This is a genomic window from Lacticaseibacillus thailandensis DSM 22698 = JCM 13996, from assembly GCF_001312865.1.
Taxonomy (GTDB): domain Bacteria; phylum Bacillota; class Bacilli; order Lactobacillales; family Lactobacillaceae; genus Lacticaseibacillus; species Lacticaseibacillus thailandensis.
In genome coordinates this window covers 1-20,986 of the sequence record NZ_BBER01000007.1, presented here as the reverse complement: position 1 = coordinate 20,986, position 20,986 = coordinate 1, and the positions used below count along the sequence as shown (strand labels likewise).

Annotated in this window: 16 protein-coding genes and 4 pseudogenes; 17 read left to right on the top strand and 3 right to left on the bottom strand. The window is 57.6% G+C overall.

The window, feature by feature from the left end:
* The 11 genes and pseudogenes from JCM13996_RS08415 (at nt 1) to sufB (ending at nt 10,690) form a co-directional block, all read left to right on the top strand.
* A pseudogene (locus tag JCM13996_RS08415) lies at nt 1-746 on the top strand (amino acid ABC transporter ATP-binding protein).
* Nucleotides 747-794: 48 nt separating this feature from the next.
* On the top strand, nt 795-1,607 hold the full coding sequence (locus JCM13996_RS08410) for a transporter substrate-binding domain-containing protein (protein WP_054750796.1): 813 nt from the start codon (nt 795-797) through the stop codon (nt 1,605-1,607).
* 75 nt (nt 1,608-1,682) lie between these two features.
* On the top strand, nt 1,683-2,330 hold the full coding sequence (locus JCM13996_RS08405; RefSeq protein ID WP_054750795.1) for a DNA-3-methyladenine glycosylase family protein: 648 nt from the start codon (nt 1,683-1,685) through the stop codon (nt 2,328-2,330).
* A gap of 281 nt (nt 2,331-2,611) precedes the next feature.
* A pseudogene (gene nrdD, locus JCM13996_RS08400) lies at nt 2,612-4,762 on the top strand (anaerobic ribonucleoside-triphosphate reductase).
* Complete coding sequence (nrdG, locus tag JCM13996_RS08395; RefSeq protein ID WP_054750794.1) at nt 4,755-5,363, top strand: anaerobic ribonucleoside-triphosphate reductase activating protein; 609 nt, start codon at nt 4,755-4,757, stop codon at nt 5,361-5,363. Before nrdD ends, nrdG begins: the two are co-directional and overlap by 8 nt.
* Nucleotides 5,364-5,376: 13 nt before the next feature.
* The gene (locus JCM13996_RS08390) at nt 5,377-5,658 is read left to right on the top strand and encodes a metal-sulfur cluster assembly factor (protein ID WP_054750793.1); all 282 of its coding nucleotides are present in this window, start codon (nt 5,377-5,379) and stop codon (nt 5,656-5,658) included.
* A gap of 150 nt (nt 5,659-5,808) precedes the next feature.
* A complete protein-coding gene (sufC, locus tag JCM13996_RS08385; RefSeq protein WP_054750792.1) occupies nt 5,809-6,573 on the top strand; it encodes a Fe-S cluster assembly ATPase SufC in 765 nt (254 codons plus the stop codon).
* Nucleotides 6,566-7,585, top strand: a complete 1,020-nt coding sequence (locus JCM13996_RS08380; RefSeq protein WP_054750791.1) for a SufD family Fe-S cluster assembly protein — start codon at nt 6,566-6,568, stop codon at nt 7,583-7,585. The genes sufC and JCM13996_RS08380 overlap by 8 nt, the downstream gene beginning before the upstream one ends.
* Nucleotides 7,578-8,816: an aminotransferase class V-fold PLP-dependent enzyme gene (locus JCM13996_RS08375; RefSeq protein ID WP_054750790.1), complete on the top strand. Its 1,239-nt coding sequence runs from the start codon at nt 7,578-7,580 to the stop codon at nt 8,814-8,816. Before JCM13996_RS08380 ends, JCM13996_RS08375 begins: the two co-directional genes overlap by 8 nt.
* Nucleotides 8,803-9,282: a Fe-S cluster assembly sulfur transfer protein SufU gene (gene sufU / locus JCM13996_RS08370; protein ID WP_056969508.1), complete on the top strand. Its 480-nt coding sequence runs from the start codon at nt 8,803-8,805 to the stop codon at nt 9,280-9,282. The genes JCM13996_RS08375 and sufU overlap by 14 nt, the downstream gene beginning before the upstream one ends.
* Nucleotides 9,254-10,690 (top strand): Fe-S cluster assembly protein SufB, encoded by a 1,437-nt coding sequence (gene sufB / locus JCM13996_RS08365; RefSeq protein WP_054750788.1) that lies wholly within the window; start codon nt 9,254-9,256, stop codon nt 10,688-10,690. Before sufU ends, sufB begins: the two co-directional genes overlap by 29 nt.
* A gap of 214 nt (nt 10,691-10,904) precedes the next feature.
* On the opposite strand, the pseudogene JCM13996_RS08360 reads toward sufB, so the two are convergent.
* A pseudogene (locus JCM13996_RS08360) lies at nt 10,905-12,352 on the bottom strand (amino acid permease).
* A 361-nt stretch (nt 12,353-12,713) separates the two neighbouring features.
* A pseudogene (locus tag JCM13996_RS08355) lies at nt 12,714-14,195 on the bottom strand (MFS transporter).
* Nucleotides 14,196-14,389: 194 nt separating this feature from the next.
* Here JCM13996_RS08355 and JCM13996_RS08350 point away from each other — a divergent pair.
* The 4 genes from JCM13996_RS08350 (at nt 14,390) to JCM13996_RS08335 (ending at nt 16,620) form a co-directional block, all read left to right on the top strand.
* On the top strand, nt 14,390-14,650 hold the full coding sequence (locus tag JCM13996_RS08350) for a hypothetical protein (protein ID WP_054750787.1): 261 nt from the start codon (nt 14,390-14,392) through the stop codon (nt 14,648-14,650).
* A gap of 129 nt (nt 14,651-14,779) precedes the next feature.
* On the top strand, nt 14,780-15,697 hold the full coding sequence (locus JCM13996_RS08345; protein ID WP_054750786.1) for a DMT family transporter: 918 nt from the start codon (nt 14,780-14,782) through the stop codon (nt 15,695-15,697).
* 129 nt (nt 15,698-15,826) lie between these two features.
* Nucleotides 15,827-16,126, top strand: coding sequence for a hypothetical protein (locus JCM13996_RS08340; protein ID WP_054750785.1), 300 nt, complete (start codon nt 15,827-15,829; stop codon nt 16,124-16,126).
* The gene (locus tag JCM13996_RS08335) at nt 16,096-16,620 is read left to right on the top strand and encodes a class B sortase (protein WP_162205206.1); all 525 of its coding nucleotides are present in this window, start codon (nt 16,096-16,098) and stop codon (nt 16,618-16,620) included. The genes JCM13996_RS08340 and JCM13996_RS08335 overlap by 31 nt, the downstream gene beginning before the upstream one ends.
* Before the next feature lie 407 nt (nt 16,621-17,027).
* Here JCM13996_RS08335 and JCM13996_RS08330 read toward each other — a convergent pair whose 3' ends face one another.
* Complete coding sequence (locus JCM13996_RS08330) at nt 17,028-17,705, bottom strand: hypothetical protein (RefSeq protein ID WP_054750783.1); 678 nt, start codon at nt 17,703-17,705, stop codon at nt 17,028-17,030.
* Between the two features lie 542 nt (nt 17,706-18,247).
* Between JCM13996_RS08330 and JCM13996_RS08325 the strand changes: the two genes are divergently transcribed.
* On the top strand, nt 18,248-18,556 hold the full coding sequence (locus JCM13996_RS08325) for a hypothetical protein (protein WP_054750782.1): 309 nt from the start codon (nt 18,248-18,250) through the stop codon (nt 18,554-18,556).
* Between the two features lie 420 nt (nt 18,557-18,976).
* A partial coding sequence (locus tag JCM13996_RS08320; protein ID WP_173585376.1) for a KxYKxGKxW signal peptide domain-containing protein occupies nt 18,977-20,986 on the top strand: 2,010 nt, incomplete at its 3' end.

Below are 20,986 nucleotides of genomic sequence, written 5' to 3'. Positions count from 1 at the left end.
ATGATTAAAATCGAACACTTAAACAAGCAGTTTGGGGACCACGCGGCGCTCAAGGACGTGTCGCTGGAGTTTCCAGAGCACCAAACGACCGTGATCCTCGGTCCGTCTGGTTCGGGTAAGTCGACCCTGTTACGCAGTTTGGACTTACTGGAGCGGCCGGAAAGTGGCCACTTTGCCTTTGACCAGACCCAGATCGATTACAGCCAGCCCATTAGCGAGTCGACCGTGCTGGACGTCCGCCGGCGCACCGAGATGGTGTTCCAGCAGTTCAACCTGTTCCCACACCTGACCGTCCTGCAGAACGTCATCGAGGTCCGGTTCACGTCCTCAAGCAGGACGCCGCGGCTGCGACCAAGCGGGCGCAGGAGTTGTTGGGCAAAGTTGGGCTGGCGGACAAAGCCGACGCGTACCCGAGCGCGCTGTCTGGTGGCCAAGCCCAGCGGGTGGCGATTGCTCGCAGCCTGGCGATGCGGCCGGAATACATCTTTTTGGATGAACCGACCAGTGCCCTGGACCCGGAGCTGGAACTGGGCGTGCTGAAGGTCTTGCTACAAATTGCCCGCGAACAGCAGTCGATGATCATCGTCACGCACAACATGGCGTTTGCGCAGAAGGTTGCTGACAAGATCGTGTTCCTAGAGAACGGCAACATTGAGTTTGACGGCAGTAGCGACGCGTTCTTCCACACGGATAATCAGCGCATTCGCAACTTTGTGTCCGCGATGACCTTTGCCACGCTGGAATAACTGGGGTACTAAATATATAGTAGAAACTGTACAAGGGGGATATTGATCATGAAGTTGAACTTGAAGAAGTTGGCGGCCGCCCTGACCGCCATGGTGGGTGCGTTGACGTTGGCAACCTTTACCCACACCCACACGCAGGCGACCCACGCGGCCACCAGCTACAAGAGTCAGTTGCTCAAGAAGGGCGAACTGACAATTGGGCTCGAAGGCACGTATAAGCCGTACTCCTACCGTCAGAACGGTAAGCTGACGGGGTTTGAAGTTGAGTTGGGCAAAGCCGTGGCGAAGCAGATGGGCGTTAAGGCCAAGTTTGTACCGACCAAGTGGGACTCCCTGATTGCCGGTTTGGGCAGTGGTAAGTTCGACACGGTCATGAACAACATCACGCCCACGCCAGCCCGGCGCAAGGCTTACCTGTTCAGTACGCCGTACATTTATAGTCGTTCGGCGCTGATCACCAAGTCGGGTAGTAAGCTCACCACCCTCAAAGGGGTCAAGGGCAAGACGCTGGTTGAAGGTACGGGGACGGATAACGCCCTCGTAGCCAAGAAGGCTGGTGCCAAGTTGATCGATGATGGTGACTTCACCACGGCTTTGCAGATGATCAGGCAGGGCCGCGCAGCCGGGACAATTAACTCGATGCCCGCATGGTACGCCTACAAGCAGTCTAACGATACTAAGGGTCTCAAGGTCACCGAGCTGAAGAAGAGTGAAGTAGCACCCGCTAAGATTGCTGCCATGGTCGGTAAGCACAACGGCGCGCTGCGCAACCGCATTAGCAAGGCTATCAAGGTGCTGAAGAAGAACGGGACGTTGACCCGTCTGTCCAAGAAGTACTTTGGTAACGACATCACTAAATAATGGCAATGAATAGCCGACGGGCATGCTCGTCGGCTATTCGTGTTTTAGGGATGACGAGTTTAGGGGGGAACGTTCATGCCAGCAGTGCATACATTAACAGCGGACACGCCAGCAGTACGGTACTTGTGTGCCAAGGATAAGCACCTGGCTAAGGTCATCCAGATGGTGGGGTCCATCAGCTACACGCTGGCCCCGTCGCCATATGCCTTTATGGTGCGGGAGATCATCAACCAGATGTTGTCAAACAAAGTCGCGGCGGTGTTCAGCCGGCGCCTGGCCGCGTTGGTCGCGGGTCCGGTTACGCCGGGGGCCATCCACCAGTTGACCGATGCGCAACTGTTGTCGATTGGCATCTCCCGGGCCAAGGTGCGCTACATCCGCGCGTTGACGGACGCGGTGGTTAACCATACCATTGATTTTGACCAGTACCCCGACATGAGTGACACCGAAGTATTACACGATCTCACCAGCGTACGCGGAATCGGTAACTGGTCGGCGAAGATGTACCTGATCTTCGTGTTGGATCGGCCGGACGTGTTGCCGTTTGAGGACGTGGCCTTTTTGCAGGGGTACAGTTGGGTCTACAAGACCAATGACTGGCACCGGCAGGCGGTGATGAAAAAGTGCCGTAAATGGCATCCTTACCGTGCCATTGCCGCCCGTTACATGTACCGGGCGGTGGACATGGAGTTGACCAAAAAGCCGTTTCACCTGTTCAAGTGACGTCATCGCAGCGCCACGGATTTTTGCAGGTCTGATGTATGCCCAAAATTTCATCGGCTTATGCCCAAATTATCTAATGCGCACGCCCAGTAAGCTGAATGCTTGCCGGGCGTGCGTTTTCATAACTAAGTATTTGTAAGCATACACGATATTGTGTCATCTTACCCCAAATGAGCCCGATTACTACTACATATAGTGCCTCAAAGCGACTATAATATACGTGATATCGTAGCATGTGTATTATTGAACATAAACAATCTTGAATCTTGGAGGGTGTAGGCATGTTAGCGTATAAACAGGATACCGTGACGATCAATAAACATAACGGCGTGCGGGAGCCGTTCAGTGACGTGAAGTTGTTAGCGAGTGTCGACGCAGCCGTGACGGCCGGTAAGACCGAGTTGGCCGAGGACGTACGCGATGATTTATTGGTCCGCGCCCGGCAGTTAGCGGACACTAACGCCATCGCGGCCGCCGTCGAGGAGACGCTCACCACGCACGCCCCGGCAGCAGCCGACGCTTACCACCAGTACCGGGGCGCCAAGCTCGCCCGGCGCCAGCAGGCTCAGGACCTCGACGCGGCGCTCAACCGGTTGCAAAGTCGCGACCGCAACGTCGTCAACGAGAATGCCAACAAGGATAGTGAGGTCTTTAACACCCAGCGTGATTTGACGGCAGGGACCGTGGCCCGGGCGCAGGGGTTGAAAATGCTGCCCCCAGCGGTGGCCGTAGCCACATGAAGGGTGACATCCACTGGCACGACCTCGATTATCAGCCGTACAGCCCGATGACTAACTGTTGCTTGATCGACTTTGCTGGTATGATGCGCGACGGGTTCCAGATTGGCAACGCCAAGATGGGTACGCCGCAGTCGATCCAGACCGCTGTTCTGCAGATGGCGCAGATCATCGCCAGCGTGGCTTCCAGTCAGTATGGTGGCTGTTCCAGTGACCGAACTGACGAAGTGCTGGCACCTTACGCCTTGAAGAACTACCAGCGGCACCTGGCTGAAGCCAAGGAGTGGATCGACGATCCGCATAAGCAGGAGGAGTTCGCCCGCAGTAAGACCAAAGCGGATATTTACCAGGCCATGGAGAGTTTGGAATACCAGATCAACACGCTGTACAGTTCTCAAGGGCAGACGCCGTTTACGACCGTCGGCTTTGGCCTCGGTACCAGCTGGATCGAGCGCGAAATTCAGCGTGCCATCCTGAAGGTGCGCATCAAGGGCCTGGGCACCGAGCGGCGGACCGCCATCTTCCCGAAGCTGGTGTTCACCCTGCGGCGCGGTACTAACCTGCGGCCTAGCGACCCGAACTATGACATCAAGGAGCTGGCCGTGGAGTGCGCGACTAAGCGGATGTACCCCGACGTGCTGATGTACGACAAGATCGTCGAGTTGACCGGGAGCTTCAAGGCGCCAATGGGGTGCCGGAGCTTCCTGCAGGCTGGCACGACGAGAATGGTAAGGAGGTCAACGCCGGGCGCATGAACCTGGGCGTGGTGACCGTCAACCTACCGCGGATCGCGCTTGAATCTGGTGGCAACAAGGACCAGTTCTGGGCGCTGTTGGAATCGCGTCTGGACGTCTGTCACGAGGCCCTGGCGTTCAAAATTGCGCGGGCCAAGCAGGCGACGCCGAAGAACGCCCCGACGCTGTACATGAACGGCGCCTTTGGTAAGCGGCTAGGGCCAGACGACGACGTGGACGAGCTGTTTAAGAACGGCCGCGCCACGGTCAGCCTGGGCTACATTGGGTTGTACGAAGTGGGGACCGTCTTCTATGGCCCCGAATGGGAGCACAACCAGGAGGCCAAGAACTTTAGTATCAGCGTGGTCAAGGCCCTTTACGACCACTGCAAGCAGTGGGAGGCCGCCGAGGGTTACCACTACTCGGTTTACTCCACCCCGGCGGAAAGCCTGACCAACACCTTCTGTCAGGCGGACATCCGTAAATTTGGCCGGATCAAGGACATTACCGATAAGGAATACTACACGAACAGTTTCCATTACGATGTGCGCAAGAGCCGACGCCGTTTGAGAAGATCGACTTTGAGAAGGATTACCCGAAGTACTGCTCGGGTGGGTTTATTCACTACTGTGAGTACCCGAACCTGAAGCAAAACCCAAAGGCCCTCGAGGCGGTTTGGGACTACGCGTACGATCGTATCGGTTACTTGGGGACGAATACCCCGATCGACCAGTGCTTTAAGTGTGGGTTCAAAGGTGAATTTAAGCCGACCGCGCGCGGATTTAAATGTCCACAGTGTGGCAACACCGACCCGCAGACCTGTGACGTGGTCAAGCGGACCTGTGGCTACCTGGGCAACCCGAACCAGCGGCCCATGGTCCACGGTCGGCACAAGGAAATCGTCAGCCGGAAGAAGCACATGAGCTTCGGGCTCGACGTGATTGGGGGTACCAATGGCTGAGCCAAAACGAGATCCAGCAAGAAGAAGTACACGGACGTTGCCGAAGAACCCCAAACCGGGCGAGTGGCGCGCCGCAGATTTGTCGCACCAGTACGTGGCGAGCTACAAGCCGTTCAACTTTGTCGACGGTGAGGGTGTGCGGTGCTCACTATATGTATCGGGTTGCATGTTTGCTTGCCCAGGCTGTTATAACCTGGCGGCGCAGAACTTCCGGTACGGGAAGCCCTACACGCAAGAGTTGGAAGACCGGATCATGAAGGACCTGGCCCAACCGTACGTGCAGGGGCTGACGCTACTGGGCGGCGAACCGTTTTTGAATACGCAGGTCTGCCTGAAGATTTGCCGGCGGATCCGCAAGGAGTTTGGACACACCAAGGACATTTGGAGTTGGACTGGCTACAAGTGGGACGAACTGATGCAGGAGACGGAGGACAAACTGGAGTTGTTGCGCCTGCTGGACATTCTGGTTGATGGCCGCTTCCTGCAGGCGCAGATGGACCTGACCCTGCAGTTTCGCGGGAGTGCCAACCAGCGGATCATTGACGTGCCGGCGTCCCTCAAGTCGGGCAAAGTCGTGATCTGGTCCCGGCTGGTCCGGTAAAGGAGGCGTGGGCATGCAGTTAGCAGATTATCACGCCACCACCGAGAATATTGATGCCACTACGGACGCCGCGTTGACCGACGCGTTGGTGCAGGCCGTCGACCCGGAATTGATGGTCGACATGCTTAACCTCGGGTTGGTGTACCACGTTCGGCGTACGGACAACGGTGACTACGAAGTGCAGATGTTGCTGACACAGATCGGCTGCCCGCTGACGGATTACCTGGACAAGATGGTCCAGCACGCCATTGCGTTGGTCGCCCCGGACGCCAGGTGCGGGTGCAGTTCCGGCTGACGCCGGCGTGGACAATGGACCGAATGAGCCGGGTGGCCCGGATGACGCTAGGGGTGTAGAGAGCGGCGCAGACCGGTGAGCAAGTGACCCCGTCGTGGGCGGGGTCACTTTTTGCACTAATCAGACGCATAAATTGGGGAGAAATAGAACATGACAACTTTGGCAGTACGCGACCTACACGTCGCGGTACATAGTGACGATGAGCACAAAGAGATTTTACGCGGCGTGAACCTGACCATCCGTAGTGGTGAGGTGCACGCCATCATGGGGCCAAACGGGACCGGGAAGTCGACGCTGTCCGAAACCATTATGGGCAATCCTAACTACGAGGTGCGGTCCGGCGACATTACCCTCGATGGCACCAGCATCCTGGACTGGTCGGTGGACCAGCGGGCGCGTGCCGGCCTGTTTTTGGCGATGCAGTACCCGCCAGCCATCGCGGGTATTACCAACGCTGAGTTCATCCGTGCGGCGGTCAACAGCCGGCGGGGGGATGACGACCAGGTACCCGTCGTCCAGTTCTTACAGGATCTAGACGCCAACCTGGCCAAACTGAAGATGCCGGAGGATATGGCGGACCGGTACCTCAACGCCGGGTTCTCAGGCGGGGAAAAGAAGAAGAACGAGATTTTGCAACTGCTGATGATCAAACCGGCGTTGGCAATCCTGGATGAGATCGATTCCGGGCTCGACATTGACGCCCTGCGGATCGTGGCCGCCGGCGTCAACAGCATGCGTAGCGCCAACTTTGCCAGCCTGATCATCACCCACTACCAGCGGCTGCTGAACTACATCGTGCCCGACGTGGTGCACGTGATGAAGGACGGCCGCATTATCGAAAGTGGTGGCCCGGAGCTAGCCAAGAGCCTGGAACACACCGGCTACGAGCAGTTGTCGGAGGCGGACAATGGCTAGGCGCGAGGGGCAAGCCCGTGGGGTGGCGTTCTGGCCCGCGGTGCCTAAGTTCAACTGGGAACGCGCGTTGCGGCCCGCGCCAGCGCCCGCGACGGGTCAGCCGCACGTCACGGTGACAGCTGGCATCCAGGTTGCGGCGGCCGGAACGGCTCCGACACCGCACGACCGCTTGGCAGCGCAGCTGATCCAAGCCGGACCGAGCCTGACGGTGACCGTGCCCGCCCACACCGTGCATGGCCGGGTCACTATTACCGGGTCGGCAACCCAAGGCGGGGTGATCAACCTCCAGGTGGGCGCCGGCGCTACGGTCCATATCGCCGAAACCTGGCGCGGGCAGGCGAGTGGCCAAACGCGGTTGTTGGTTAGCCTAACGTTGGCCGCGGACGCGCAGGTGGACTACCAGACGTACGACTTGTACGGCGACACCGCGGTGGTCATAGAACGACGCGTTACCTGTGGGGCCAACAGCCAACTGACATGGCGGTCGGCCAGTTTTGGGCACCACGCCGGCATCCTGTACCACGCTGTTGACCTGGTCGGGGATGGTGCGCAGGCCCAGGCCAACATGGCCGTGTTGGCCGGTGGTCATGCCCGGCTGACGGCCACGACCGCGGTCACTAACGCGGCCACGAACACGCAGGTTGATCAACCAGCACGGGTGATCACCGACCACGCGCAACTGATTTTGAACGGTATCGGGCACATCCTGTTGGGCGCCCGCGGGAGTGACGCCCAGCAAGAGAACCGGGTACTGATGCTGTCACCCCACGCACTGGGGGAAGCTAACCCGCTGTTGCTGATTGACGAAAATGACGTCACGGCCGGCCACGCCGCGTCCGTCGCGGCGGTGGATGAGCACCAGCTGTGGTACTTCCTTAGCCGGGGTGTTGCCCGACCGGTAGCGCTGCGGTTGGTGCTTCGTGGCTTTTTGTTGGCGCTACTACCTGACTCGATGAGTAAGGCCCTGCGCGATGAGATTCAGCAACTGATCGAGGTGCAATTAAATGGTTGAAAGTCAGACAAGTTTACCGGCGTTAGCCAGTCCGTGGGTGGGCGCGTTCCCGTTTTGCGCGGCACACCCGGAGCTCCACTACCTGGATGCCGGGGCCACTAGCCAGTACCCGCAGAGCGTGGTGACGGCGATGACCACCTACATGGAGCAAGAAAATGCGCCGCTCCATCGCGGCCTGTACCGCACGGCCTACGCGGCGACGACCCGCTTTGAGGACGTCCGGGCGCAGGTGGCCCGCTGGTTGCACGCGGCCCGGCCGGACGAGGTGGTCTTTACCAGTGGTGCGACCGCCGGCTTAAACCTGGTGGCGCAAAGTTGGGGGGCGCACGCCGTCCACGCTGGCGACAACATCATCGTCAGCGCACTGGAACACCACAGTAACGTGCTGCCGTGGCGGGCGTTGGCCCAGCGTACTGGTGCTACGGTCCAGGTAGCCCCGCTGACTGCGGCCGGTGCAATCAACCAGGCGTGGGTGTTAGCACATATTGATGCGCGCACGCGCGTCGTCGCGCTTAGTCAGATGAGCAACGTGACCGGCGCCGCGCTGACGGACACCGCCGAATTGGCGGCGGCAATTCACGCGGTCGGGGGCGTCTTGGTGCTGGACGGTGCGCAGGGCGCCGCCCACCTGGACGTCGACGTGCAGGCGTTGGGGTGCGACTTTTACGCCTGCTCCGGCCACAAAGTTTACGGCCCTAGTGGCATTGGCATTCTCTATGGTCGGGCGGACTACCTGGTCCAGATGGCACCGGTCAACCTCGGCGGCGGCATGATCGATACGGTCACCCCGACTACGGCAACGTGGGCCGACCCGCCGACGCGCTTTGAAGCTGGCAGTCAGAACGCGGTCGGCGTCATCGGTCTGGGCGCGGCGCTGGACTTTATTACCACCGACGCGGAGGCCAAGCACGACTGGGTCGACGCCCTTGGGGATGCGGCGTGGACGCACCTTAACGCGATTGATGGGGTCCACCTGTACGGCGACCGCGCCAACCACGGTTGCGTCAGTTTTAACCTCGACGGGGTGCACCCGCACGACCTGGCGACCTTCCTGGACGAACAGGATGTGGCAGTGCGGGCTGGCCACCACTGCGCCGCGCCGTTAATGGCGACGTTGGGTATCACCGGGACCGCCCGCGCTAGTTTTGGGGTGTACAACGGTTACGGTGACGTGGCCGCGCTGATTGCCGGCGTGCAGGCAGCAAAGGAGTTTTTCGATGGGACTAAGTAGGTTGCAACAATTATACCGGCAGGTGCTGTTGGACGCCGCCGCCCACCCACGGCACGCGGTGGCATTGGCGCACCCGCAGGCAACGGTGGCCGCCAAGAATCCGACTTGCGGCGACACGCTCACGTTGGCGCTGACCACCGACGGCCAGCGCGTGACCGGCATCAGCGCCCAGGCCGCCGGGTGTACGATCAGCCGGGCTAGTGCCAGCATGATGACCACGGTGGTCGCAGACGCGCCATTGACTACGGTGCACCAGCTCAGTGCGGCGTTTCAAGCGATGGTGGTTGACGGGCAACCGGCACCACGGTCGCTGGGCGATGCGGCGGCGTTGGCGAGCGTCCATGACTTTCCGGCGCGGGTCAAGTGTGCACTGTTAGCGTGGACGACGCTGGATGCGGCGTTACGGCAATTACCAGGAGCAAAGGGGGATGACAAGGATGCCACGGACGAAGAACACCAAGAATAACGAGCAGGTGGCGGCCCAGGTCAACTTCCTCGATGAGGACGCCACGGCCACTAAGGTGGAAGACACCCCACCGCTGTTTTCGACCGGCCGCGGGCTGACGGAAGACATTGTGCGGGCGATTTCCCGCGCCAAGGACGAACCGGCGTGGATGTTGGCGCAGCGGTTACGCGCCTTCCATATTTATGAACGTATGGCACAGCCGGGCTTTGGCCCTGACCTGTCGGGGTTGGACCTCGACCGGATGCGTTACTACGAGAAATCGACCGACCGTCCGGTACGCGACTGGGCGGACGTGCCCGCGGCCATCAAGGACGCCTTTGAACAGATGGGCGTGCCCCAGGCTGAGCGCAAGTACCTGGCCGGGGCCAGCGCCCAGTATGAGTCCGAGGTGGTTTATGGTCACCTCAAAGACGAGATCGACCGCCTCGGCATCGTGTTTACCTCGATGGACCAGGCGTTGCGCGAGCATGAGGACCTCGTGCACCAATACTTTGGTACGTTGGTGCCGCCGAACGACAACAAGTACGCGGCCCTGAACGCAGCTGTTTGGTCTGGGGGTACCTTCCTGTACGTGCCGGCGGGGGTCTACCTCGACACCCCGTTGCAGGCGTTCTTCCGCATTAACGCGGAAAACATGGGCCAGTTTGAGCGGACGTTGATCATCGTTGAACCTGGTGCTCACGTGAATTACGTTGAGGGGTGCACCGCGCCCACGTACTCGAGTGATAGTCTGCACGCGGCCGTGGTCGAGGTGTTCGTCAAGCACGACGCGTACGCCCGCTACACCACCATCCAGAATTGGAGCAACAACGTGTACAGTCTGGAGACTAAGCGCGCGTCGGCCGCCGCTGGCGCGACGATGGAGTGGGTCGACGGTAACCTGGGTAGCAAAGTGACAATGAAGTACCCCTCCGTGTATCTGAACGGTGAGGGCGCCCGGGGGACGATGCTGTCGATTGCGGTCGCCGGCCACGGGGTGGTACTGGATTCCGGCGCGCGGATGATCCACAACGCGCCGAACACCAGTAGCTCAATCATCAGCAAGTCGATTGCCAAGGATGGCGGTGCGACCGATTACCGCGGGACCATCCGCTTTGGGCCGCACGCACGCGGCGCCTTTGCCCACGTTGAGTGCGACACTATCTTGATGGACGAGCAAAGCCGCAGCAACACCATCCCCATCAACGAGATCCACACCAGTGACGTGACGATGGAGCACGAGGCCAAAGTCAGCAAGGTTTCCGAGGCACAGCTGTACTACCTGATGAGTCGCGGGTTGACCGAGCAGAAGGCGACCGAGATGATCATCATGGGTTTCGTCGAACCGTTCGCCAAGGAGTTGCCGATGGAATACGCCGTCGAGCTCAACCGGCTGATTGGCATGTCGATGGCCGGGTCGGTGGGGTAAGCTGACATGATCGTTTAAGTAAGAGGGACCTGAGTTTGCGCTCAGGTGCCTCTATTTTGATGCTATTTAACTTCGGCTCTGAGCATGATTAACGGGTTGACACTGTCTGTGTTGATAGCAAACCACAATAGAAAGCGTAGACCCACTAAAGACGCCCCGCTGACCGTGATGGTTGGCGGGGCGTCTGGGTTCATTGGCAGTTACGTCATGGTGACTACCCCTGCGTGAGGTCGTGCTGGTGCCGGCGGGCAATCAGTGGCAGGATCAGGCCCAACGCGAGCAGAACCAGTGGGGTCGCGATGTTCAGGGCCAGCTGGAACCACCACTGGCCGGGGTCGGCGCTCATGCTGATCTTCGGTACCATGCCCATGATGCAGGCAAAGGCGGTGAAGAAGAAGCACCAGCCACCGACGATCATGCCGGTCGTCTTATGCTTAATGAACATGTAATCCGACTGGTACCGTTCGAGGTGGTGGCTCAGAAAGATGAAGGCCAGGAATACCCACAGGTACCGCAGTGGCATGACCACCGAGTTCAGGTTCAGCAACCAGTTATACAGTTGGTTCATGTTGCCCATGTTGAAGGCGGGCAGCACGATGATGATACTAACGAGAATCCCGGTCAAGTAGTAACCGTTGATCGGGGTGCCGCGCTGGTTGAGTTTTGCCAGCTTGCGGGGGATGAATTCAGGATCGGCATCACCCAACATGATCTTTAGCGGTGCGTCGATGGAGAAGGCCAGCGCGGAGATCTGCGCCATGGCCTGGGCGAGGGCGTAGAGAATCACGAAGATGTTACCAACGTGGTAGTACCCACCCAGTTTGGCAAACGCTTGGTAAGCACCGTTAGCCATCAGGTCTTGCGGAATGTGGTTGGAATTGAACAGCATCCCCATCCCGAACGAACCGAGAATGGCACAGATGGCCACCATCCCGGCGAGTACCAGCATTCCCAGCGGAAATTCCCGTGAGGCGTGCTTGGTGTTGTTCACGTACGGGGAAATCTTTTCGGCCCCGCCGACCGCGAACACCAGCATCGAGATGGTAGTGAAGTAGTTAAAGTTGAACTTGGGCAAGTACGTGCTCAACTGGTCCATGCGTGGGGTGGCGATGTGCGCCCCGGAGGTCATGAACGGCGCGGATACCGCCAGAATGATGAACAAAATCGACATGATGAACATCGCCATGCCGGCGACCGAGCCGATGCGGTTCAACGTGGTCAAACCGCGGGCGGACAGCCATAGAAAGGCCAGGAAGAGGGCCAGGCAAATCAGGGCGACCGTCATGGAACTGACGGTGTTGACGAACGAACCGTTCCCCCGGAAGAGCCAGGAGAGGGAGATGAGAATTCCCTGCGGCTTTTGGGCTAAGTACGGGACGTGGACGACCCAGTAAGTCCAGGCGGCGTAGTAGGCCAGACGTTTGGTCGAGGTCCGTTTGATCCACGAGGACACCCCACCGTTTTCATCCTTGAAGGCCGACCCGAGTTGGCCGACGATCAGGGCGTACGGGACAAAGTAGAGCAGCATAATGAGGATCCAGGAAACAACGACTGATAATCCTTGCTGGGCGTAGTTGTTAATGACGTTGCCGAAGCCCCAAACGGCCACAAAGGCGATGAGGCGACGTTGAACCAACGCAATTGCTTTTGTTTATCCGCCATGGTAATCACCCATCCTTTCTGCGAACGCTGATAATGTACGGTGGCGTGCGGCCACATTGCTTTAATTTCAGTATACGGGGACGACCGCTTATTTCGGCGTGAAAGCGACTTCAATATGGTGAAAAATTCATGGGTTTATTCTCATTCTTGCATAGAAAAGCCATTGCTGCGGGCTTGACTACTTGTGCAACTTTGAACACAACCGGCCAAATGTGGGAATTATGTTGTCGTGTTGCGGGGATAAACGGTGGTGTTGTGTAGGTGGTGGCCCGGTGCACATCGTGAAGGTACAAAAAAAGCAGTTGTCGGCCGTGACGGCGGAACAACTGCTGTGTTGACTGATTATCGGTAAGGCGGCTGCTTAAATGTGGATGGCGGCCTGGTGGCGTTCGCGGTGTTCCGCGAACACGTTAATGACGAGTGATACCAGCATCAGGACTAGGGCGACAATCATGATGTTGTGCAGCCCGTGGTGGAGGATGATGCGCATCGCCGGCAACAGGTGCTGGGGCAAGCTGCCGACGCTGGCAGCGTCACTAAGCTTGTTAAGCATCGCCATGGTGATGCAGCCGCCAGAGTGGACTACACCGGCCCGCAAGGCGGCGTTCATAATGATTCCGTAGATGGCGGCGGTGAACGTTTGGCTGAGCATCCGGATCAGGTAGCTAAACGAGGTCGCGGCCGGTACGTCCTGGCGCTCAGCGTCTTGTTGGACCTTGACTTGGAGCTCATTGAAGCAAGCCCCGTTGCCAAAGCCTTCAAAGGCCCCGGCGACCAGAATCAGCCAGTACGGGGCGTGGACGCCCATCAGCACCATCAGCACAAACGCCAACGTGAGGGTGATGATGCCCAGGCCAATCACGCGGTGGGGTGACAAGTAACGCCGCAGGGGTGCGACGGACTCGGAGCCAAAAAAAGTCGGTGAACGAACTCGGAATTTGCGTGGCACCCCCAATCAGGGCGCTGGTGCCGATGATCCCCTGAGCCCACATCGGGCTGTAGGTCAGGAAGGCCATGAACGCACCCCAGATGATGGTGAAGAGGCAAAGTCGGTGACCAGGGCGCGGTTGCGGAACAGGCGGTTCGGAATGATCGGGTCGGCGGCGCGGTTTTCCACGCGGACCAGGGTGGCAATGGCGGCCACGGCGATGACCCAGACCACGGCGACTAGCCACCAGCTGGTGACGCCGATCATTTCGATGCCTCCGAGCATGGCAATGATGCCCAGGGCCATAAGGCTACCACCCAGGTAGTCCAGCTGTACGTGCGGCTTGGCTTTGGGCTTGGGCAATTTGTAGAACACCTGTACCAGCAGTGCCGACAGCAGGCCAATCGGGACGTTGATGTAGAAGACCCAGTGCCAGCTGAAGGCGTCGACGATGTAGCCACCAACCAGCGGGCCGACGATGGTGGCCATGCTGTAACTGGCTGACACAAAGCCGAGGACCTGCATCCGTTTGCGCGGCTGTTTGTACAGCTCGGCGTAAATGATGTAGGGCAGGGAGATCATCCCCCCGTTACCCAGGCCGGCGATGGCGCGGGTAACGATGAGAAAGATGATGTTGGGGGACAGTCCTTGCAGAAACGAGCCGACCACAAAGAAGAGCGCGGACAGCTGGTAGCTGCGTTTATTGCCGATATGTTCACCGAGCTTACTCCAAACGAGCGTGCTGACGGCAGTCCCCAACAAGAAGATGGCGACGATCCAGCCCATGAGCTCGATCCCGTGCAGATCCGCGATGATCGACGGAAGGGCGGTGTTAATAATGGTAGAATCCAGGCCACTCATGGCGTTGGATAGGAGTAGGGCGATGGTAACGATGAGCACGTTGCGTTTGGACACGATAGTTAGCCTCTTTCTGAAAAAAAGTCATACCTGTATATGTTACCGCTAATCCCACCATAAGCAACCGTGATTATTCTGGCTGTTGATTTTGTGTCCTGGTTATTGCGCTGAAACCCAATCGTCTTGATTGCCCATCCGCGCGCATCAAATTTTGGGTAATGTGTTCATAGTGGAACGTAAATCTGGGTATAGTGGATGATGTTGTAGTCCCACCACTGTCTCTAGATTGGCACCACCTGATCTTCGGTCACGGCGGGATCAACCAGCTCGGAATCAAGGAGCTGGCGGGCAATGAGCACCTGCTGGGATTGAAAAATCTCTCCACCTCCATCGTGACCGCCTACCAGGGCGGCTTTGCCCTGGACGTGTACAACCAGACGGCGTACCTCGACCACGTCGACCTGAACGAGGGCAACGTGTCGATTCTGTGGGCGACTTTATCTAGGGGATGACGGCGCGATTGGACCAACAAAATTGCAATTTTACCGCGCCAACCGCCGTCAGTGGCGCCCACTTTCTTGTATACTAGAGACTAATTACATGACGACGTTGTAGCCGTCGGAAAAGTGGGTAGAAAAAAAATGGCAGAAACGGTAGGACAGCGCGGCAAAGGCTTTGCTAATGTCATTATCGGGACGATGTTTTGGGGCTTCTCGGGCGCCGTCGCCCAGTACCTGTTTACGGCTTTACACGTCCAACCGCTCTGGCTGGTCGCGGTGCGGTTGCTGGGCGCGGGCGTGCTGCTACTGCTATTTGCCGGCCTGCGTGGTGGCCGCGACGTGTTCCGTATCTGGCACAACCGGCGCGATGCCGTTTTGCTAATTATTTTTGCCATCATGGGCATGATGCCGTCCCAACTGACGTACTTTCTTGCCGTTAGTTACGGTAACGCCGCCACCGCCACCGTGCTCCAATTCCTCGGCCCACTGTTTATCATTATCTACCTGGCGCTGGCCAGCCGGCAGTGGCCGCGGCGTATCGACGTGGTTTCCATCGTCGTCGCGTTGGTCGGCACCTACCTGCTGGTGACGCAGGGCCGGTTGACGTCACTGGCGTTGGCGCCGGCCGCCGTGGTGTGGGGCGTCCTCGCCGGGGTCAGCCAGGCCAGCTACACGCTGTTACCGCGGCCGCTCCTGCGTAAGTACGACGAAACGCAGGTGGTCGGCTGGGCCATGTTACTGGGCGGCGTGCCCCTCTGGCCGGTACTTGGTACGACCGCAGCGCCACATTTGGGGATGGCCGGCTTGGCCGCCATTGCCTTCATCATCTTGTTCGGGACGTTGTTTGCCTACCTGCTTTATCTGAACAGTTTGGCGTACATTCCCGCCAGCACGACGGGGATGCTGAGCGCCTTTGAGCCGCTAACCGCCACGGTGACGACGGTCCTGCTGCTGGGCACCCGGCTCGCGGGCGCGGAGATTATTGGCGGCCTGCTGATCCTGTTGACGACCGTACTGCAGGCGTTACCGGCCCGGCGCGCTACCCGGGTCGAACGGTAGCAGTCTGTGACGACCCCAGTTAAAAGTGTGGTGCTTGGCATTGTGGTACTGACGTTAATTGCCGGGCAAGCGTGATACAATGGGCTTCAGCGAGTATTGCGATAATTGATCCAAAGGAGGTTGGGGGACGTGTCGAAAAAGGGAAGGGGTAACCAGCGACTAGCGCATATCATCGATTTAGCGTTGATTGTTGTGCTTGTTATTGGCCTATTTTTCGGTGGGCGTTACCTGTACCAGCAACATGAAGTGGCCCACGAGCGTGCGGCTGCGCAACGATTGACGAAGCAGGTGACCAAGAAGCGTCACACTAACCAAACCACCATGCCGGCTGCGGGTAATATTAGCGTTAACTGGCGGAAACTCCACCAAATTAACCTAAAATCAAGGCCTGGATTTATGTGCCCGGCACGCGCATCAACTACGCGGTGATGGCTGGTAGTAATAATACCTACTATCTCCACCATGACGAACGCGACCAGGCCTCGGTCTCGGGGCAAATTTTTATCGACTACCGGGATAAACCTAACTTTACGGCGCGGAATACGTTCCTGTATGGGCACAACATGTACAATGGCTCGATGTTCGCCGGGCTCAACGACTTTTTGAAGCAAGAATTTCTGAACCGGCACCGGCACGTATACATATACACCCCCAAGAAGCGGTACGTGGGGACCGTTTTTGCCGTCCAAACTAACAGTGGGCCTTCAATTGCGCACACTTTACGCTTTAGCAGCGCCCAAAAGTTTGCAAACTACCTGAGCTATCTGAAATCCCGGAGCAAGGTCAAAACTAACGTCAAGTTAAAGTCGATCAAAAAGATGGCTACCTTGTGGACTTGTGCCAATGACAGTACTACGGGCGATGCCGGACAGACCGTGCCGGTCGAAAAGTCCCGCACCTTCGTCAGTGTTGCGCTCAAGTAAGCGCGGTAGTTACCTCTCCAACACAGCAACAGTGAATGCGGTTGAGTTAGTCTTCCTGGAATGGGAAGGCTTTTTATTTTGCCACCAAAAAAAGCTTCGTGATGGGGAAGGCTCCCAAAATTAACCAGTAGAGATGGATCATGGATAAATACGGTAGCGTTAAGCTACTAACTTGCGCAGTGCCAGACCCAGGGTACCAAGGAATGTGGCTACACCGCCAGCGATGCCGGCAAAAGCGTTGTTAGTTACGCCGGTTTGAACATCGCCCGACTTGGCCGCACTACCAGAAGTAGCCGCACCAGTCGAGGCGTTCGTGCCCTGCTTGGCAGCACTGACGACAGCTGCGACACCAGCGGGAGTAGTGGCGGCATCAATTGCCTTGATTGCATTAGCCTTCTCCGTGGCCGTTAACTTACTATCCCATTAATTGTGGCCTTGGCGTTAGCCTTTTGGGTAGCAAGTGTTGTTGCAGTAGCGGTTGTGCCGGTAGTCGCCTTTGTGCCGCCGTTATCATTATTGGTAGCAGAGGACGAAGGTGCGGAAGCCGCCTGCGAACTGGAACTTGCCTTAGTAGCTGGTTGACTTGCAGATGAAGCAGCCGAAGAACTACTCGTTGTCTTTGCTGGAGTTGTTGAAGAACTCTGACTTGCAGCAGACTGACTAGATGATGCTGCCGAACTGGAAGTTGAAGTTGAGGAAGCAAAATTCTTCGTGTAAACCAAATTCATCAGGTCAGATTCAGGAGCGAACCCATCGCCGGTTGAATTAACCTTAATGTGAACAACAGATTCATTTGCTGTATATCCATCCGCCTTAGGAACATTGATAGCAATCACCTTATTAGGAATTAGATAAACAGGTCCATCAGTTTCAATGCCATCGACATATGGTGCGCTACCATCACCCTCATTCCAAGTAGCACCAATTTGGTCGATGGCTTCATATTCGTCGGCGTGAACAGTAGCAACAGCGTCATTACCAAATGCGTGCGTATTGACTGCAGCGGCAGTACCAACACCCATCAAGGCAACAGCTGCCAGTGACGTGTAAACAAACTTCTTAGACTTCAAAATTTTATCAGACATAATAAATTCCCCCATTATTGCGCATGCTTAAAATTAACAAATTACGGCACGGTTGGGCTCAGATTGGAATGACAATGAATACCGCAGAATAATGGGCCATCATGGACAGAATACACGGCGTTAATTACCGTTGAACAACCCGATTATGTTTAGACTTGTTTGTTACTGTTTCACCTCCTTCACGGTCCACAATGACGCCGTTTGCCAGGGCAACCGTACGTCTGTTATTATCGTCCCTGGGCAAACAAACGCGGCAAATTGCAGCAAGTTTTGGGCCAAAACTTGGTGTGATTTTGCATTTATGTAAAATTGCGCTTGAAGTAGCGACCACAGCTCCGTGGTTGCGAGCAAATGTCCGGGCCCGACCCAGTTTGAAAACACAATTGACTTTCACGCTGGCGCTGACTACCATAAAGTTGTAAGTCCTTTCACCGCGGTGAAGTGACGACCAAGCATACCTCCCAGCTTTGACTGAGCAACTCGCGCCGGCTTTGCCTACCACGGTATTGGACGGTTGGAAAAATCAGTGGAGGTTGATGAATATGGCAAAAGACGAAACGGCAGCAAAGGCATTCCTGGCCAACGCGGCGGACGAACCCGACGCAGTGTTTGTACGAATCGAATTCTTCGACCCGGTGGACTTGGATCCAGCGAGCCACCCCGACCTGAAGGACATGGGCGAGTGGGAATGGAACGATAAGCACGACCACTTGATGTTGATTGACCCGGACGGCAAGTCGTTTAACGCCCGCAAGTTCATGACGGTACTCCGTCACGATGGCGTACCGGAAACAGCTTACGAAGTCCGCGAGATTCCGGTCAAGGACGCCAAGCCCGAACTGGTTGCTTAATAATTAGTTGAATAATGATAATGAGTCCACTAGCGCTGCACGTGCAGCTGTTGGTGGGCTCGTTTTTTTTGTCTACCGGCGCCGTTTTGGGTAGCGCAGTGAATTTTTGCACATGTTGACTTTGTCACTATCAAAGTTTCGGTGGGTACATATAAATGTATTGATGGACACGTGATGAGTAACACACTCAGTACCAGCCCCGCCACGATCACTGCACGTTGCGGCGAGGGTTCTCCTTATCGGTGGTGTGTAGCGATTGGGTGGTGTGAAGATTAGTTTTTTTAATGGTTGCCAGCAGGGGGGGTGTCAAGACCGCACAGGTTGCTGTTGGCAGGCATTGAACGTTGCCAGTACGCTGAAGGTGTCGAGTAATTAGCCTTAGTCCACCGCTAAGCACGGTGGCGATCATGGAGGGAGAACATGAAACGACAGCAACAGCAACGCGGCGTCCGCGCTACCTGGCAACGGGTGATCCGACGAGTGAAATTATTTAAGGCCGGTAGTCGGTGGTGCGCCATGGCTTTGGCGATAGTTGGCGGGGTAGCGGTGAGTGACGTCGCCGTCAATGCCGCGACGACCGCACCGACCACGGCCGCGACGGTGACCGCAACGGTAACGGAGGAGCCAAGCTCTAGTGCGTCAGGCTCGATGGTGGGCAGTGACGCCAAGACTTTGGCTGGTTCCAGTGGGGCCATCGGCACGGTTAGTTCTAGCACGGCAGTCAGCGCGACTACCAGCACTGCGGCTACCAGCACCGCGGCGCGCGCGGATAACAGTGCGGTAGCCAGTAGTGCGGCTACGGTCGCGTCAGCACCGGCACCCGCGAGCAGTGCCGCACCGGAAGCGTCGGCGACCGTAACGGTGACGCCACCCGTAAAACGGCTGGCGGTGACTGACAGTACGACGGAACACCGCCAAGCGGAGGATTACCAGGTTATGACGACCTACGAGGACGAACAGGGGCGGACATTACGGTGGATGGACACGGACCGGACGACGGTCGGACCCGATGGTGAGGGCATCGCGACCCCACCAGTGACAGTGTCTGGACTGGCTTTGAACTACACCCAGTCCACACTCCGGTTCACACGCAATGGGCCAACCCACACACTATCAGTATGGCTTGACCAACTCGGTGACGGGGCGACTTTGGCGACGTTGCTGAGCTATATGGACAACTACTTGTACTGCTACCAGGGTTGGTGGACGGATATGTATGGCCGCTTTGATTTAGTCTACGGCACGCACACCCGCACGGCGACCGGGCCGGCGACGGCGGTGTTGCCAGAGGACTACTACGACTACACACGGCCGGGCGTATTGCCAGACACTGACCCGCAAGTACGGACGCAGGTGCCACCAGCAGTGAGTGTGACCGCGAATGATTACTATGATTACACACGGGCGGGTGTATTGCCGAACAGTGACCCGCAGGTGCGCACTCAGGTAGATCAACCGGGGTTGTGGGTGGACCAGGAGACGTACCAGGCGGCCTTTCCTACTGGCGTATTGCCAGACACCGACCCGCAAATAAGGACACAGGTGCCGCCAGCGGTGAGTGTTGATGCTGATGATTACTACAACTACACGCGTGAAGGTGTATTGCCAGACACTGACCCGCAAGTACGGACGCAGGTACCACCAGCGGTGAGTGTTGATGCTGATGATTACTATGACTACACGCGCGCAGGTGTATTGCCAGACACTGATCCGCAGGTGCGCACCCAGGTAGATCAACCGGGGTTGTGGGTGGATCAGGAGACGTACCAGGCAGCGTTCCCGACCGGCGTATTGCCAGACACTGATCCACAAGTACGGACACAGGTACCGCCAGCGGTGAGTGTTGATGCGGATGATTACTACGATTACACGCGGGCAGGCGTACTGCCGGACACCGACCCGCAAGTACGGACGCAGGTACCGCCAGCGGTGAGCGTTGATGCAGACGATTACTACGACTACACGCGGGCGGGTGTGCTGCCAGACACTGATCCACAAGTACGGACACAGGTACCACCAGCGGTGAGTGTTGATGCGGATGATTACTACGACTACACACAGCCGGGTGTACTGCCGGACACCGACCCGCAAGTGCGGACGCAGGTGCCGCCAGCATTGAGTGTTAACGCCGATGATTACTACGACTACACGCGTGAAGGTGTATTGCCGGATACTGACCCGCAAGTACGGACACAGGTGCCATCAGCTGTGAGCGTTGATGCGGACGATTACTACGACTACACGCCGGCGGGTGTACTGCCGGACACCGACCCGCAAGTGCGGACGCAGGTGCCGCCAGCCGTGAGTGTTGAGTCGGAAGACTACTATGACTACACGCGCGCAGGTGTACTGCCGGACAGTGATCCGCAAGTGCGGACACAGTTGCCACCAGCCGTGAGTGTTGATGCGGATGATTACTATGATTACGCG